This is a genomic window from Butyrivibrio fibrisolvens (genome assembly GCF_023206215.1).
Lineage (GTDB): Bacteria > Bacillota > Clostridia > Lachnospirales > Lachnospiraceae > Butyrivibrio > Butyrivibrio fibrisolvens_C.
The window spans coordinates 1,700,213-1,714,971 of the sequence record NZ_CP065800.1 but is presented as its reverse complement, the minus strand read 5'-3'; the positions used below and the strand labels follow the sequence as shown (position 1 = coordinate 1,714,971).

Sequence of the window (14,759 nt, the reverse complement as noted above, 5' to 3'; positions counted from 1 at the left end):
ATATTCTAGTATTTATCTAACCAATATCTTTAGAAGTTCCTCACAGCCAGCATATGTCTCATCATAGCAGGTCTGGAAATCTCTGGTATACCAAGGATCTGCGATCTCACCGCTATCGCCTGTATAGCTCTTTAAAAGGTGAACCTTATGTCCTATATCAGGGCCGCATATTCTTGCTATCTCTCTTACATTCTCATTATCAAATGCAATAATGTAGTCCCAGTCCCAGTATTCATCATGTTTGAGTCTTCTGGCTCTCTTCTTGCTGCAATTAATGCCATGCTCTTCTAACATTTTCTTAACTGGCGGATAGACATGATTGCCTATCTCTTCTGTACTGGTCGCTGCTGATTCTATGTGAAGATCAGCTTCAGTCCAGCCTTTTCTTGATGCGATATCGCGAAGAAGGTATTCGCCCATTGGTGAACGGCAGATATTGCCGTGGCAAACAAAAAGAATATTTATCATAGGTTTTGACTCCTTTTTATTCCTGGTTATTCGAAGTTATGCGCACCGTTACGGAATTTGTGGCAGGTGCATATATCACGGTGCTAGAGAGATTATAACACAGAATTTGGAATAACTACGAATATCGTCTCCGCTTAAGTGGCTCCGAATTGTGTTTTTTCTACTTCGGAGCCACTTTAAGTTTTTTGGCTCTCAAACTGTTTTTTCTCAATATATCTGCGTATTTCTTTAACTTCTACTTAAGATATACTCAATTTGTCCATATTTGTGCCAATCCATTCAGTCATTGCCTTGTTAGTCCTGTACAGTTCCTCGTATTTATCTTTTCCTGCAAAGAAAGCTGTGGAAACAAATTGATTTGCCAATATCATATACGGAATAGCCTTCTTTTCAGTATCCGACAATTTTACAACACTGTCATATCCGTACATAATTTCCTTCATGACTTCTACCCAGGTAAGTAACTTATCTTCGTTTCCTTCTTCAAAAGTCTCTGAAAGTATGGCTGTTGCCACATAACATGGATCAAATATCCGGGCGTTTTCCTCGCTTAGTTCAAAATCAATAAATCCCCACTTGTCCTTCGACAGGATAATATTGCTCGGATTTGGATCCCTATGAATCACCTGGCGCGGCAGCTCATTATAAAGATCATTAAACAGTGCTGCATATTTCTCCATAGCTTCCGGATTCATATCGATTTTACCCTTCAAGGCCGGGACCGCCCATTCCCTGACACTCTTTCCTAAGTCCGCTTCATCCGCAATCGTGTCTATCTTGGCAAGCGCAAGATCCAACTGCCCTACTATTTCCCCGATAAAACGTGCTTTATCTTTATAATCATCAAGATAAAGTCCGCTTGCCACAACTCTCTCGCCTTCTACTTTTTGGGTAAGTGAGAAGAACATTTCTCCGACTGTAACATATTCTTTACCATCAATAGTCGGAATAACCGACGGAGCAGTAAGTCCAACACTGTTAAGTGCCCTTGAAATCTCTATTGCCTTCTTTACTGAGCCAAGATTTGCCGTATACTTGATCACCATATTGCTTCCGACATACTTTGCGCAGTCGCTAATCTCCCCGGTCTCCGGAAAGACGATATCAGATACTTTCTCATCCTGAAGTTCCCAATTTAAAAGCACCTCAGATATTAACTTGTTACTTACCATGATGTGTTCCTCCTGAAAAACATTAATCCTATAAGGCTTTTTTGCCTTATATTCCCGGAGGTACTGCGCCGGGGTATATCCGATCTCGCGGATAAAAGCTCTGTAGAAACCCGAATATGTTTCGAAACCATACTCATAAACCACTTCGTTTTTCTTTCGTTCCAAGCCGATCTCATATATAGCATACAGGAGCTTTCTCCTTAGAACGTACTGCATAACCGGCATCCCAACAGCTGATTGGAACAATCTGTAAAAATGAAAAACAGAATATCCCGCAACTTCAGCCAGTTCTTCCGCAGTAATGTCTTCCTTCACGTTGCTATCTACATAATCCAATGTTTTCTGGATCATCTCCCTGACCATTCGCAGTTCCCTCCTTTCTGTGATATTTCGTAGCTACACATCAATCTTAATCTTATATCGCCGGAATAGTATTTCCGTTTTTGCTATTTATAAAAAAGCATGTTGCTCGCAACATGCTCGCGCCGAGCGCGGTTGCATTTATGCAACATTTGCCTATCGCGCGAGTGCGCATCCATAGCGGAGCTCTTTTTATGATATAGGAATTTCGGAGAAATTTCCTATATCATAAAATACCCGCGATCATCCACGTATAGCAGATAACCGCGGTATCATTATTTAGATTTTTGTGTTCAGGACCCAGGCAAAAGCCTTTGCAGTCCTAATGTCAGCATCTTTGAAATGATTGCCCTCATTCCATTCAAGAATACAGTTCACGCCTCTTTCTTTTAACAGACTCTGAGCTTCGCGTATCCTGTTACCTACAGTCGCCATAACAGGATTACGTGCCTTATCCTCCTTATCTCCGAGGCTAAGGTAAACTGTATCCGTTTTAATCTCATTCTTTTTCATATAATCATCAAAACCCGGGAACCACATGGAAGGGGACGCAGCTGCAACGCCTTCAAAAATATCCGTCTGATAAGCAGCCCATAAGGCAAACAGACCTGCCAGAGAATAACCGCCAATGAAATATCTTTTGCCCTTGTCATCACATAGCTTGACCAATTCACTAAGAGTCTTTGATGCATCACCGCCAAAGTTATCTTTACCAAATACAGCAGGTGCCTCCCAGGGGGATAGATCATTGTTCCAATTATTTATCCTGACAGCAGTCAGGCGCACGCTCATACCGCAGCTACCAGAGATTGCCTCAAATTCATTTTCGATTCCTTCAAGGTCATGATCGTCAACAGGCTGGATCAGGACAATGTTGGAACCTGCATTTCCAAATTCGTATGTTTTCATAACTTTCCCTTCTATAAACTGCACCCAGTCAAAAAAACATGGTTTAATAGTTCCGGTCATACCTACAGAAATATATCTGACAGATATTGTTCTCATTTCCTGTATTATACTAAATAAAGTTATACAGCTGTTCCTTATTCATATGATCAAAAAGCCTACTCTTAGGATAGATTCAGACGTCCTAAGAAAAGGCTAATCAAATTAAATGGTCCTAACATTATTGCCTTACCTCTTGCAGTTGATGACTACATGGAGATTGGATATATTTTACCAGATTCTATCCATCCTTCATTTCTTACTCTTCGCTATATTGACATTCTCACCAATCTTACGGATACAAAATAGCAGTAATAATCATGGTCTAGTGCGACAACCCCGTCCTCACAGATAAGATCACAAGCCTTTTTGTTTCTATCATGCAAAGTGAACCCAACCGACTCATTATTGTTCGGTACCCTTCTTCGTAATATAGAGCACATAAGTATCGTTAAATACTATCCTGTCTCCGGCTTCCTTTACCGCACTTCTGAGAGCTTCAAAAAACTCTGTACGGATTGGTTCCGGAATCACAATATGATCACAATGCGTTCCCGAAAAAGCCACATACTCGTCTGCGCTGAACACTCTTTGACCTTTGAACTCATGCTTTTCGACTTCGGTGAATCCGTACTCCGGAGCCGCAGTGTAATGGAATGCTCCATGTTTGTATGGAATGTCCGGCTTATAGTACCTGTCATATAATCCCTGAATCTTATCATACAGAGTTTCATTGGCCGATCTGTACTCAGCGGAAGTAAGCATCATTGCAAGCGTTCCACCGGGTTTTAACAGTTCAAAGGTTTTGGTAAACGCGGTCTCCTCCGGAATCCACTGAATGGTAGCCGCCGAATATATCATATCAAACTTCATATCGCCAAAATCATGGGTGATAAAGTCATCGTTCACAATATTAAAGTTTGGCAGCTTTCCGAACTTTTCCTTCATCTTACGATACAGATGTACTCCTAGTTCAATCGCATGATATTCACATCCTGTGCGAAGCACAGGCTCTGTCGCCTGACCGGTTCCAGGTCCGATCTCAAGTACGCGTTTGCCAGGGCCGATATTTGCTACGGCATTAAGAAAATCAAACAGTTCCTCACTATACTCAGGCCGAAACTTATCAAACTGATCCGGGATAGTGTCAAATACTCTTCTAAACTCATCCTGCTCCAGCTCTTTGATATCTTCGTCCGTAGCTGTGCGAAGTTCTCTGTTTTCAACGCGCCAGATCGTTCCGACAGTTTTTATCCGCCCTTCTTTTATAAAAAAAGCACTCATGTCTTCCATTGCATAAACCACGCGGTCCTCAGACATGCGAAGTGTCTGTTCATATCGCCATGTATCCTTCGGATCATGGTGACAGCTTACAGTAATATTAGTAAAACCAAGTCCACGGAAAGGTTCCATCGATTCTGAAAAATTCACGGTATTTATGGCCATGTTCATGGAGCCTGCACTTACTCCGAAGATTGCCGCATGAGAGTCAAGTAGTGCCTCGTAGCAATTCTTCCTACGGATAAGATCAAGCTGCTCCTCACATGCACCGCCGCCCATAAGGAAAATACAATCTGCATTCTCCACCAGTTTCTTTGCATCAGAAGGGGAGGTTCGATTATCTATTACACAGTGATCTTCAAATGAAAGCCCCTGCTGTACAAACATTTCATGCATGCCATCGCAGTCATCATCATTCTGAGCATAGTCATTCGGACACGCTGTAATAAAAACTATGCTTTTTCTCTGCTTCAGCTCTTCCCGTAACCGCTTCGTTATTTCTTCTGAAAAGTGATGATCCGGAAAGCCGCTAAATAAGGCCAATAATTCTTTTCTCATGATTCCCTCCACGGCAATTACATTCCTACAAACTCATTATTCTTTTACTATACTTTTACCCAACCTTATAAAGTTGAAGGGGTTGTCGCTTTAGATGATTAAATCATCTAAGCGAGGCCCCTTTTTCTTACCATAAATTGTGGATTTGAGAAATGGTCTTCATTGTTATTGTGAAAAATTGAGTACTTTAACAAGCCGATGTGATAATCGGCGCATTATTGCCTTTTTCGTTTTGAAGTGTCAAAAATTATGAGGCTTTTTTCAATTCAAACAGATGCGTTCCGGTTCGATCAGATACAATCTTATGATGCAGCTTATTTATGTCATAACCGATTGCCAGAAGTATGCTCTGTGCAAGAACATTTTCTTTTCCGCGATATAGATATCTTCTGAAGTTCATGTCTTCTTTCACGTTTGCGAAGGATCCTTCCGCTTGAATACTACGGTTCATTCTCAGCTGAGTTCCGTAATCGCTGGTTATTCGTTCAAGACATTCTGCCCGCTTTTCTTCCATTTTTCTTGAAACTGAAAGCTTCTTGTTTCTCTCTTCAAACGCGGTCTTGCAGTTATTGCCTTTAATACAGTCTTTCTTGTATGGACAGTTGTTGCAGCTTTCGCACTCATATATAGTTACTTCACGCTGATATCCCGTTGCTGTTTTTTGGGTTCTCTTGGATACTGCAGTGAGCTGTTTTCCATTTCTACATATGTAGCTGTCTGATTCGGGATCATAGTCCATGTTTTCACGTCTGCTTATGTCATTTCTGAACTTCCTTGTTTTTGAAAGCTCATAGTTCTGAGGCTTGATGTATGCAGTCTGTTCATTGGATTCGATAAAAATATAATTCTCTTCGCTTTCATAGCCTGCATCAGCAACGATATTCTTATACTTGAATGTAAGATGAACCTCCATGTCTTTAAGGAACGGAATCAGTGTAATGGTATCTGTTGGAGCTGGGAATACATCCAGCCATGTGACATACTCTGAGTCCACTCCATGCTGCAGGTTATATGCTGGTTTAAGCTGACCGTTGAGCATGGCATCTTCTTTCATCCTCATGAATGTTGCATCTGTATCAGTCTTTGAATAACTGTTTCTGGTTCCGCATACATAAAGCTTGTGGTTGTACTCTTTGAGTTTTTCTATGTATTCTTCAAGGGTTTCTATTGAACGCTGGAGTGGAGTCTTTCTTTTTCCAATACCATGTACGAACTGGATGCCTTCATCATCTTTGAGTTTATACAGTTTTTTCCTTAAACGCTTAATGGTGCGTAATGATATCTGATCTTTATAGACTACTTTTATCCCATAGAGCTCTTCACATTCAGCGCAGAAAATACATATCCTTTTAGTCAGCTTTATCATGTTCCTGGATACAGCTTTCTTCCATACAAAGGTGTATTTGTTAGCAACTGACTCTATCTTGGTTCCGTCAATAAAGATATTCTCACCTGAAATCTCACCAAGTTCGAGCAGTATGGTTCCGACCTGCGCCATGATCTGCTTAGCGCATTGTGAGAGATGAATTGATATAAATCTTGCTATGGTGGAATGATCAGGAGCAGGTGCTCCGTCTAGAAGGTACATGAAATTAATGTCTCTCTTGCAGGCAGACTCAATATCACGACTTGAATAGATTCTGTTCATTGCAGCATAGATCACAATCTTAAGCATCTGACGCGGTGAGGCCTGATTCTTTCTGATTCTGTCATAAGTCTCATAAAGATCAGAAAGATTCATCTCCTCCACAAATGCACTAACCAGGCGCACCGGATCATCAGAGGGAATAGATATTTCTATGTCGAGCGGAAGTTTGATTTGATGATACAAGGAAGATACTGTATAATCTCCTTGTAAGATTTTGTTTAGTCGCATAAACATATTTTACAGCAAAAATCGGGCTTTTCGAAGCCCGATTTTTGTGTTAAACACAGTATTTTCGCATACAAAAAGGGGCCTCGCACTTAGTGCGACAGCCCCTTCTTATCCATTCTTTATTATCAATAATATCAGTAAAAATACCTTTTAAAAAGAGCTATACTCGGGAATCCCCAGCTCCTTCGAAGCTATTTCAAAATAGTGGTCATCGATATTAGGCCAGGGCGTTGTATCGCCAGCCTTCCTGGCAAGTTCTGCTGCAAGCGATACCATATCTGCCGCATGGTCTATTCCTGTCAGAAGTATCTGGATTTTTCATTAAACCAGATTCTCCTTAACCGATATTTCTCTACAATAAAAACTATTGTAATAGTAAACATGAAGCTCTGTAAAGCGCATCTTGCGCATCTTAAAATCTGGTATTAATAAAATATCCAAAACTGAACATTTCAACAATGCCAAAGTTCAGAGTATATTATTTGTCATAGCAAAGCGTTAAAGGAGTAAAGAAGCGATGAAAAAAACAGACAGCAGAATCTACAACATTACACTAACAGGAATATTCGCAGCACTTATCACTATTTTCACAGCCTATATCGGACATATCCCGGTGGGGGCCCATGGAGGCTATGTCCACTTTGGTGATGGACTTATATATCTTGCGGCAGCAATACTGCCAGCTCCCTATGCAATGGCTGCCGGAGCAATAGGCGGAGGACTTGCAGATCTTCTGACTGCACCGGCATGGGCGATCGCTACCATCATCATCAAGGCACTTTTAGTCCTTCCTTTTACAAACAAAGGATCAACTATACTAAATAAAAGAAATTATATTGCTCCGATAATAGCATATTTAATCTCTCATACTGGTTACTTTATAGCTGAAGCGGTAATGTTCGGGATTAAAACAGCGCTTCTTTCAGGGCTTACAGGAGGTCTGGTACAATCAGGAGGAAGCATGTTCTTCTTCATTCTCCTTGGACAGGCTCTTGACAAGATCAGCTTCAAATCAAAAGTGGAGGTAACCAATGGCTGATATAATCTACACCTACAAAGACAGCGTATATGCCAATATTACCAACAAGTGCAACTGCCGCTGTACCTTTTGTATAAGATTTGTAAAAGATGGAGTTGGCGATGCAGATACATTGTGGCATCAGATTAATCCGTCAAAGGAAGAAGTTATTGATGCGATCAAAAGCTTTGATTTTACAGGATATAAAGAACTGGTCTTCTGCGGCTACGGCGAGCCAACCTGCCAGCTTGATATTCTCCTTGATGCCGCTGACTATGCCAAGAAAGAAAAAGGCCTTAAGATAAGACTCAACACTAATGGACAGGGTTCAGCTGAGAATGGCCGTGACATAGTCCCTGAGCTTTCTAAAGTGATCGACAGCGTATCTGTAAGTCTCAATGCTCCTTCCAAAAAAGAATACGAGGATGTCACAAGGCCTATTCTCACAAACGGTTTTGAAAATATGGTTGAGTTCACCAAAAGATGCAGAGAGGTTATAGGGGATGTCAGATGGTCTATAGTAGATGTACTTCCGGAAGAAGAAAAGGACAGGTGCATTGCTTTATCAAATGAGCACAATATACCGCTTAGAATAAGGAAATACAGCAATAACTAAACATCAATTCTATATAAAATGGGCTGTCGAACTAAGCAATTAGTGCGACAGGTCATTTTCTCTGAACACTTTACACTCTTCTTTGACGAGCAATCTCTACAGCATAGCTTTTTTCTGTCAAATCTGTCAATTCTGTAAAATCTGTCATTTCTGCTAAATCTGTCAAATCTGTATAGAAACATATTTTCTACAAATTATCCAGCATACAATCTTTTCGCTTTAGTACATTGCCCTGAAGTTTAAGCTCTTTTCCCGAACCAGTAAAAATCAGTATTAAATATCATATTCCTTGGATTTTAGAATCGTGCATTTATCCCCAAACAGTTCCTGACACATCCTAAGCTCTAACTCCTGCCTGTGCTCTAAATGCGCAAGCAGTCCTTCATTCCCGGATACACCATACTTCTTTGCATAAGGCGATTCATCAAAATACCTGATCATAAGCGGATACCACATCTCATTACCATCATCATCAGCTCGTTCTTTTCTTATAATATCTATACTTTCAGGAATATTTTCCGTTTTTAAGTAATAGATATGCATGTTCTTACCCTCAAGAGCCTTACAAACTTCTCTATAGAAATCAATTATCTCTTCATCTGACAAGCACCTGTACAGGATCATATCTTCAACTGTATTCTGGAAAAGAGAGCATTCAAAGATCATCTTATCCGTATTCCACCTGCGATATCTGCCAAGTACAATATCCTTAAACTCGTCAAAATCCCTTCGCCCATTATAGATCTCATGCTGCTCAAGATCCCTGTGGAATCCCGGAACATCAGTAATGATCTGCGTATAGCAGATGATCATATGTCCATCTTCCGAGACGCTCTTAGCCTCTATTAAAGGCTTTATCTCACTATATTTTTCTAAAATACTGTCGTACTGATCCATGCTCACATAGGCACACCATGCAAGCTCAACCGGCGAATAATCGCCTTCGCGAACGGCTTCATGATCCTTATATTTATCTGATAGTTTCCCTACCAGAGTACTCTTACCACTTCCCTGCAATCCTTCAACGAAATAGTTCATATATCATTCAAGTCCTTTCTCTGTCAATCTATATGTTCTGGTACATACTTCTTCTATATATTTTCTGTCATGTGATATACTTATCACCGCTCCTGGAAAAGAAGCTATCATCTTCCTGATAACAGGTCCTGACAGGGGCGAGAAGTTTCTCGTAGGCTCATCCAGAATAAGCACATTGGCATCAGACAGACTCATTTTAAGAAGAAGCACCTTAGCCTTCTGACCACCGGATAACTCTCTTATTGGATGATCCATCTCATCAGCTGTATATTTTAGCGATCCAAGATAAGTCCTGATGCGGGTCCTTACTGCCTTATCTCCTGTATCATCAAGAAATTCAACAGGAGTCACATCAAGATCCAGAAGTTCCTCATAGTTTTGCGGCATGTACTGAGCTTTAATATCGCTCCTTGCAAGAAGCTCTTTAGCCACCTTTTTAAGAAGAGTAGTCTTACCTGCGCCGTTAGTTCCGACTATGCATATCTTCTCGGGTCCTCTTACCCGTAAAAAGATGTCTTTGGCCAGAACCTTAGAATCATCAGGCGTTCTCAACTCATCGAGACTATACTCTATAACGGTCTTACCGGCAGGCATCACGGCATCTTCCTTGCCCAGTTTAAAAAATATAGCTTCTTCCTTTTCAGGCATCTTGGTCATATTCTCATCTTCCTTGGCAAAACGCTTGCCCATAGCTTTTACCGTATGCATCTTGTCTTTGAGATTCTTGCCTACTGCCGGCGCCTGCCTGGAAACATTAGAAAGAGCATGCTCAACGCTGTTATATACTCTTGCATACTTTTCATCGCGGCGCTTTTTCTCTTTCTTGTCATTAATAGCCAGCTGTTCCTGACGCTGGAAGTTCTCAGCTCTTTTTGTATATAATTTTTGTAATTGTCTCTGACAATAGTATATCTACTCTTTGTTTTCCTCATGATCTGCTCAATATGGATCACCACATTGGCGGTGTTCTCAATAAGAGTCTCATCATGAGATATGAACAAAACTATGTGTTTCCAACCCTTTATAAGCCTTTCCAGCAGTTCCAGCGTACTTATGTCGATGTCGTTTGAAGGCTCGTCCAGTAGAAGGACCGTAGGCTTATCCATCAGAAGTCTTAATAGCTGAGCCTTAACTTTCTCGCCGCCTGACAGACTTCCCATTTTCTGATCACTATAATAAAAATCTGTAGAAACCCCGAATTCCTTAGCAAGTTCTGATAATTCTTTTGGATCTTTGTCAAAAAATAGTTTGGCTTCCGAAAAGTATTCATACACCGTTTTATCTTTGTCAACATCAGGAAGTTCCTGAGGAAGGTATCCCAGAACCTCTCCGGAAGTTATCAGCTCCCCATCGCATTCTGTATATTCTTCAGCCATCAGCGGATTATATATCCACTTCATAAGCGTTGACTTGCCATTACCTTCTTCCCCGATAATAACAGCCTTATCCCCATCATTTAAAACCATGTTGAATTTATCAAGAATAATCCGTAGATCCTTCTTGTGTGTGATAGTCAGGTCTTTAATCTGTAACATTCAGGCATCCCTCCTTAGACTAAATGCTGCACAAAAATAAGCCTACTTTGCATACGCAAAATAGACTCACACAAATAGACCTACTATTAGTATAAAAAAACAGGCCACGAATGCATGATAATCCAGTTTAAGCGTACACAAAACAGCTGCCATAAGCAGCATTTTCATTACTGATCGTGTTCACTCAAGCTAAATTATCTAATGCTCATTTCATCACCTGTACGTTAGACGCTCTTTCTTTATATTTTCAAAATGATGATAACATCAATGACAAATGGATGCAATCATTTATTTATAATCATGTATCCCTGTTAACTTTGCAATGTTCTCGTTATTCCAATAATCGTTTTCCCATCGAAAATAAACATCTTTTCGCTTTTTAAAAATCCTAAATGGGCTGTCTGTATTGTCATACACATGCAATATATCACATACATCAACCAACTGTGGAACTAAAGATAATGCCTTATAATACCTAGATCTGACCTTTTCCTCAGGCACACCATGGCCACCTGAAACCTCTCTAATCTTTACACGAGCTACATTAATATCTGGAGATGCAGTTAGAACATAAATGCATCTAATAAAGTAACCATTCTCTCTAGCACGTCTCAAGAGATTAAGATTTCTATCTGTAGAAAGAACAGTTTCGAATGTAAAATCTCTTCTTTCCCTTATAGCCTGTTCTCGGAGTTCCTCTGCCTTTTGAGCTGCTTCCAGGTCGCTACATAAGCTGGACTTTTTAATATCATCCGCATTAATGTACACACCAACTGTCTTTGCCATCTTTGTAATAGTTGATTTTCCACTGCCATTAGGTCCAGCAAAAACAATTACCTCCGGCTTTAAACTCTTCTCTTTATCAGACATACTCTTTCCTCCCGTCAGGGTAAAGTATATATGCACGCTTTGATTCGGCATCATAACCTGACGTAGGAAGTCCTTTAATTTTTCTTATCTCTTCGTCTATACGTATGGATTCCTTAAATCTTTCAGTTAGTTCATCATCTGAAATTCCACAGGTATAATCTAGCTCATTTTTCTCATTTATTTCCTGCATAAGCAACTCCTCAGCTTACTATGTAGTAAAAAGCGACCGCTCTTACCAACATAATACTACAAATATTCTTTTCGCGCGAGTACGCATTCTTAGCGGAGCTTATTTTTGCGTAATAAAACACTACCCTTTACACCATTCGATGATTATGCCCATCCCCCTTCAAGCGCCGAAAGGACTGCTAATGCAGCCCTTTCGCTCTGAACGTTTTACCATTACTATTATTTTTTCCTATAATCCGTTTAGATCGGACTCACGCTCTTTAACCAATTCCTCTACTTTGTCATCTGCAAACTCTTTTGCTGCTTCTATTTCTTTGTCGGTACTGTCAAGTAGTTTCTCCCATTCTTCATCGGTAAGCTCCCATAAGTCCTTATCTCTTTGTTGGGAAATGAAAAGATTCCGAGTATCTTCAAGCATTTTTAAAACAACTGATGCATCAATAGTCTCATTTGTCATAACTTTTGTAAATGCGATTTTTGACGAAGATATAGCATTATGCCAGTCTTGTTTCTTGGTGACTGCCTCATCAATAGAGGCATAAATATTTTGCCCAAACGGATCAACAACCGATTTCATGGAATGGAAGCTTCCAAACTTGTCTGAGGTTCCGGTTCCGTGTGCATCAGCATACTGACAAAATGCAAACATTTCGATAACAGTAGCATTCTTCGGGTCAACCTCATCTACATTTACATCAATAACCTGATCATGCACATGAACCCGAACTATCTTATCTTCAGATCCTGGCTTTATGACCTCAGAAGCGGTCATGACATAGTTGTTATTCTCTCCTACCGGAATTGATCCAATTCCGTGAAGCGGAGTCACTAGCAGTTCGCCAAGATATTCCTCACTTTCAGCTTCAGTAGTCTTTGTATCAACAAGTTCAGATGCATCTATATCTCTTGAACTCTGATAGGTTATGGTCTGGAACTGGTGCATTATCCCTTGATAAGAATATGCTGTTCTTCCATCATCCAGCTGTGATGCACCAAATTCAGAGTTCCAGACATTAGCAGTTACGACTCTTGTATATCCTTTTTGGGCAGACTTATCATCAATAACTGCTTCCTTTAGTTCCAGTGTGCCATCATTTTTATCAATGACAGCGCTTTGAAAGTTATCTTTTCCAAAAGTCTGATTCGAATAATAGTGGATACTCTGTACAAATGCACTTTGGGTGTAATAATAGCTTCCGTTTGTAATTGTATCTGACATAAGTGTTCCTTTCTGCAGCTAATCTGTCATTCAAAGCCGCACCACTCTCCGTAAAGGGCCAAGTGGTCATAATAGTTTTTCTTTTACATCCCCATATCGTGCTCTTGAAACAGAAAATGTACTCCCATCACTTAGTGTAATTACATAGTTCTTTAGTGATACAGCAAAATGGCGGTTTATCATATAGCACCTATGGCACCTGATAAATCCATGTTTTTCAAACTCTTTCTGAAGAACATCCAGTTTTCTGTATATCTGGAACACTCTTCCATCTACAGTATGAAAAACACATTTCCGTCCGCAGGTATCAATGAAGACAATGTCCTCGTATCTCAAATCCGCATCCCCTTCTACCAACGGAAAACTCATTAGTGCATAAACACCTCCTTTCATAACTCAGGAAACAAAAAGCCGGATATCATGGAATTGTTCATTCCTTTGATATCCGGCAGATCCTTTGCTAATAACTGTATCGGCAAAACAATCAGTTAATTAACACCAATGTAATGAATAGACGGTAACGGTATCCATCAAGTTCCATATAGCTCTTTTCTACGCTCGATGGCTTTTTCGGTCAGCTTTTTGTTTAATTCTTTACGTTTCTGATGTTCTTCGAGCTGTTTTTTCTGCCTGGCTTCTCTTTGAGCACGGCGCCTTGCATTATCACTACTATTATTGCTGCGCCTTCTCTGAGAGCTCTCGCTGCGCATCTTCTCAAGAATCTCATCCAGCTTTTCTGCTGAGCTCAATAGCTCTGACTCACGTCCCTTAATTGCAAGGTCAACATGCTGAATTGTTCCTGCCCCGCCGTTTTCCTTAAGAAAGAATCCTGTCTTTCTTACCTTACCGTCCAAGACTCCATCTGTACCATCCAATGTGAACTCAGTATTTTCTGCACCAAGGTATATGGCTCCTACTCCTGAATCTTTGAGGCTCTTTAGCTCATCCTTGCCATCATCTGTCTTGTTCCAGACCTTGAGCTTATCAAACGACTCATCATTCTCATCGATCCAGCCATTTCCATCAGTATCGTACTCCGCCAGATCCTTAAAACCATCTCCGCTCTTTACTCCAAAGAGCTCTTTGCCATCATTTATCTTGCCATCACCGTTTTTATCAATGGCAAGGAATCCGCTTCCAGCTTTGGTCATGGAGATTTCGTCCTTCTTACCATCCGCATCTAGATCAAATGTAAACTTCTTATCACTTAGCCCGGAAGTCTGCGCACTTGTATTAATGATCAAGGGATCAAAAAGATTATCCAGAGGCGAAGACATAGCTATGAAAGTTTCATGTTCTTTTTTTCTTGCCATGCTTACATCAATATCTACCTCGATCTGCCTTCCATCCTCTGTCTGTACCTTGCCGGATGCTCTGTAATCCGTTTTTTCTTTTTCAACATGCTTTTCTACAAATCCTGCAAAAAATCCGCCAGTCCCTGCACCAGTTGTTGCCAAATCCTTTTGATAGCTGTAGTTTGCACCTGAATTCACAACACTATTTGCTATCTTCATAAAAATCACCTCTTTATCAACATACGCTTTGTTTCAAACTTAACCTCATGTCGCGAGCAAAGCGAGTGACTAATGGTTCAAATCGATGGAGCTCGCTTCA

General features: G+C 40.5%; 15 protein-coding genes. 2 read left to right on the top strand and 13 right to left on the bottom strand.

The window, feature by feature from the left end; all coding sequences use genetic code 11:
- Nucleotides 1-12: 12 nt before the first annotated feature.
- The 5 genes from I7804_RS07020 to I7804_RS07000 form a co-directional block, all read right to left on the bottom strand.
- Complete coding sequence (locus tag I7804_RS07020) at nucleotides 13-468, bottom strand: low molecular weight protein-tyrosine-phosphatase (protein WP_248405662.1); 456 nt, start codon at nucleotides 466-468, stop codon at nucleotides 13-15.
- 239 nt (nucleotides 469-707) lie between these two features.
- The gene (locus tag I7804_RS07015; RefSeq protein ID WP_248405659.1) at nucleotides 708-2,003 is read right to left on the bottom strand and encodes a helix-turn-helix domain-containing protein; all 1,296 of its coding nucleotides are present in this window, start codon (nucleotides 2,001-2,003) and stop codon (nucleotides 708-710) included.
- Between the two features lie 276 nt (nucleotides 2,004-2,279).
- A complete protein-coding gene (locus I7804_RS07010; RefSeq protein WP_248405658.1) occupies nucleotides 2,280-2,909 on the bottom strand; it encodes an alpha/beta hydrolase-fold protein in 630 nt (209 codons plus the stop codon).
- A gap of 441 nt (nucleotides 2,910-3,350) precedes the next feature.
- Nucleotides 3,351-4,784 (bottom strand): Type 1 glutamine amidotransferase-like domain-containing protein, encoded by a 1,434-nt coding sequence (locus I7804_RS07005; protein WP_248405656.1) that lies wholly within the window; start codon nucleotides 4,782-4,784, stop codon nucleotides 3,351-3,353.
- Between the two features lie 247 nt (nucleotides 4,785-5,031).
- Nucleotides 5,032-6,660: an IS1182 family transposase gene (locus tag I7804_RS07000; RefSeq protein ID WP_248405651.1), complete on the bottom strand. Its 1,629-nt coding sequence runs from the start codon at nucleotides 6,658-6,660 to the stop codon at nucleotides 5,032-5,034.
- Between the two features lie 517 nt (nucleotides 6,661-7,177).
- On the opposite strand from I7804_RS07000, the gene I7804_RS06995 reads away from it, so the two are divergent.
- The gene (locus I7804_RS06995; RefSeq protein WP_248405650.1) at nucleotides 7,178-7,699 is read left to right on the top strand and encodes a TIGR04002 family protein; all 522 of its coding nucleotides are present in this window, start codon (nucleotides 7,178-7,180) and stop codon (nucleotides 7,697-7,699) included.
- Nucleotides 7,692-8,294 (top strand): TatD family nuclease-associated radical SAM protein, encoded by a 603-nt coding sequence (locus I7804_RS06990; RefSeq protein WP_248405648.1) that lies wholly within the window; start codon nucleotides 7,692-7,694, stop codon nucleotides 8,292-8,294. Before I7804_RS06995 ends, I7804_RS06990 begins: the two co-directional genes overlap by 8 nt.
- A gap of 273 nt (nucleotides 8,295-8,567) precedes the next feature.
- Here the strand turns inward: I7804_RS06990 and I7804_RS06985 are convergent, their stop codons facing one another.
- From I7804_RS06985 to I7804_RS06955, 8 genes are all read right to left on the bottom strand, one after another.
- The gene (locus I7804_RS06985) at nucleotides 8,568-9,332 is read right to left on the bottom strand and encodes a hypothetical protein (RefSeq protein ID WP_248405646.1); all 765 of its coding nucleotides are present in this window, start codon (nucleotides 9,330-9,332) and stop codon (nucleotides 8,568-8,570) included.
- 3 nt (nucleotides 9,333-9,335) lie between these two features.
- Nucleotides 9,336-10,040 carry an ATP-binding cassette domain-containing protein gene (locus I7804_RS19110; RefSeq protein WP_331477868.1) on the bottom strand — a complete coding sequence of 235 codons (705 nt, stop codon included), beginning with the start codon at nucleotides 10,038-10,040 and terminating at the stop codon, nucleotides 9,336-9,338.
- Between the two features lie 20 nt (nucleotides 10,041-10,060).
- Entirely contained in the window at nucleotides 10,061-10,867 is an 807-nt protein-coding gene (locus I7804_RS19105; protein WP_331477867.1) for an ATP-binding cassette domain-containing protein, read from the bottom strand.
- A gap of 288 nt (nucleotides 10,868-11,155) precedes the next feature.
- Nucleotides 11,156-11,737: a zeta toxin family protein gene (locus I7804_RS06975; RefSeq protein ID WP_022759569.1), complete on the bottom strand. Its 582-nt coding sequence runs from the start codon at nucleotides 11,735-11,737 to the stop codon at nucleotides 11,156-11,158.
- Entirely contained in the window at nucleotides 11,730-11,927 is a 198-nt protein-coding gene (locus I7804_RS06970) for a hypothetical protein (RefSeq protein ID WP_022759570.1), read from the bottom strand. The genes I7804_RS06975 and I7804_RS06970 overlap by 8 nt, the downstream gene beginning before the upstream one ends.
- A gap of 228 nt (nucleotides 11,928-12,155) precedes the next feature.
- Nucleotides 12,156-13,145: a hypothetical protein gene (locus I7804_RS06965; protein ID WP_248405644.1), complete on the bottom strand. Its 990-nt coding sequence runs from the start codon at nucleotides 13,143-13,145 to the stop codon at nucleotides 12,156-12,158.
- Between the two features lie 66 nt (nucleotides 13,146-13,211).
- Nucleotides 13,212-13,514, bottom strand: a complete 303-nt coding sequence (locus tag I7804_RS06960; protein WP_248405642.1) for a LytR/AlgR family response regulator transcription factor — start codon at nucleotides 13,512-13,514, stop codon at nucleotides 13,212-13,214.
- Nucleotides 13,515-13,675: 161 nt separating this feature from the next.
- Nucleotides 13,676-14,659 (bottom strand): hypothetical protein, encoded by a 984-nt coding sequence (locus I7804_RS06955; protein WP_022759571.1) that lies wholly within the window; start codon nucleotides 14,657-14,659, stop codon nucleotides 13,676-13,678.
- Between the last annotated feature and the right edge of the window lie 100 nt (nucleotides 14,660-14,759).

What these genes read in the sequence shown, in the direction of transcription:
- I7804_RS07020 (WP_248405662.1), bottom strand. Translation starts at nt 468, where the DNA reads ATGATAAATATTCTTTTTGTTTGCCACGGCAATATCTGCCGTTCACCA.
- I7804_RS07015 (WP_248405659.1), bottom strand. Translation starts at nt 2,003, where the DNA reads ATGGTCAGGGAGATGATCCAGAAAACATTGGATTATGTAGATAGCAAC.
- I7804_RS07010 (WP_248405658.1), bottom strand. Translation starts at nt 2,909, where the DNA reads ATGAAAACATACGAATTTGGAAATGCAGGTTCCAACATTGTCCTGATC.
- I7804_RS07005 (WP_248405656.1), bottom strand. Translation starts at nt 4,784, where the DNA reads ATGAGAAAAGAATTATTGGCCTTATTTAGCGGCTTTCCGGATCATCAC.
- I7804_RS07000 (WP_248405651.1), bottom strand. Translation starts at nt 6,660, where the DNA reads ATGCGACTAAACAAAATCTTACAAGGAGATTATACAGTATCTTCCTTG.
- I7804_RS06995 (WP_248405650.1), top strand. Translation starts at nt 7,178, where the DNA reads ATGAAAAAAACAGACAGCAGAATCTACAACATTACACTAACAGGAATA.
- I7804_RS06990 (WP_248405648.1), top strand. Translation starts at nt 7,692, where the DNA reads ATGGCTGATATAATCTACACCTACAAAGACAGCGTATATGCCAATATT.
- I7804_RS06985 (WP_248405646.1), bottom strand. Translation starts at nt 9,332, where the DNA reads ATGAACTATTTCGTTGAAGGATTGCAGGGAAGTGGTAAGAGTACTCTG.
- I7804_RS19110 (WP_331477868.1), bottom strand. Translation starts at nt 10,040, where the DNA reads ATGCATACGGTAAAAGCTATGGGCAAGCGTTTTGCCAAGGAAGATGAG.
- I7804_RS19105 (WP_331477867.1), bottom strand. Translation starts at nt 10,867, where the DNA reads ATGTTACAGATTAAAGACCTGACTATCACACACAAGAAGGATCTACGG.
- I7804_RS06975 (WP_022759569.1), bottom strand. Translation starts at nt 11,737, where the DNA reads ATGTCTGATAAAGAGAAGAGTTTAAAGCCGGAGGTAATTGTTTTTGCT.
- I7804_RS06970 (WP_022759570.1), bottom strand. Translation starts at nt 11,927, where the DNA reads ATGCAGGAAATAAATGAGAAAAATGAGCTAGATTATACCTGTGGAATT.
- I7804_RS06965 (WP_248405644.1), bottom strand. Translation starts at nt 13,145, where the DNA reads ATGTCAGATACAATTACAAACGGAAGCTATTATTACACCCAAAGTGCA.
- I7804_RS06960 (WP_248405642.1), bottom strand. Translation starts at nt 13,514, where the DNA reads ATGAGTTTTCCGTTGGTAGAAGGGGATGCGGATTTGAGATACGAGGAC.
- I7804_RS06955 (WP_022759571.1), bottom strand. Translation starts at nt 14,659, where the DNA reads ATGAAGATAGCAAATAGTGTTGTGAATTCAGGTGCAAACTACAGCTAT.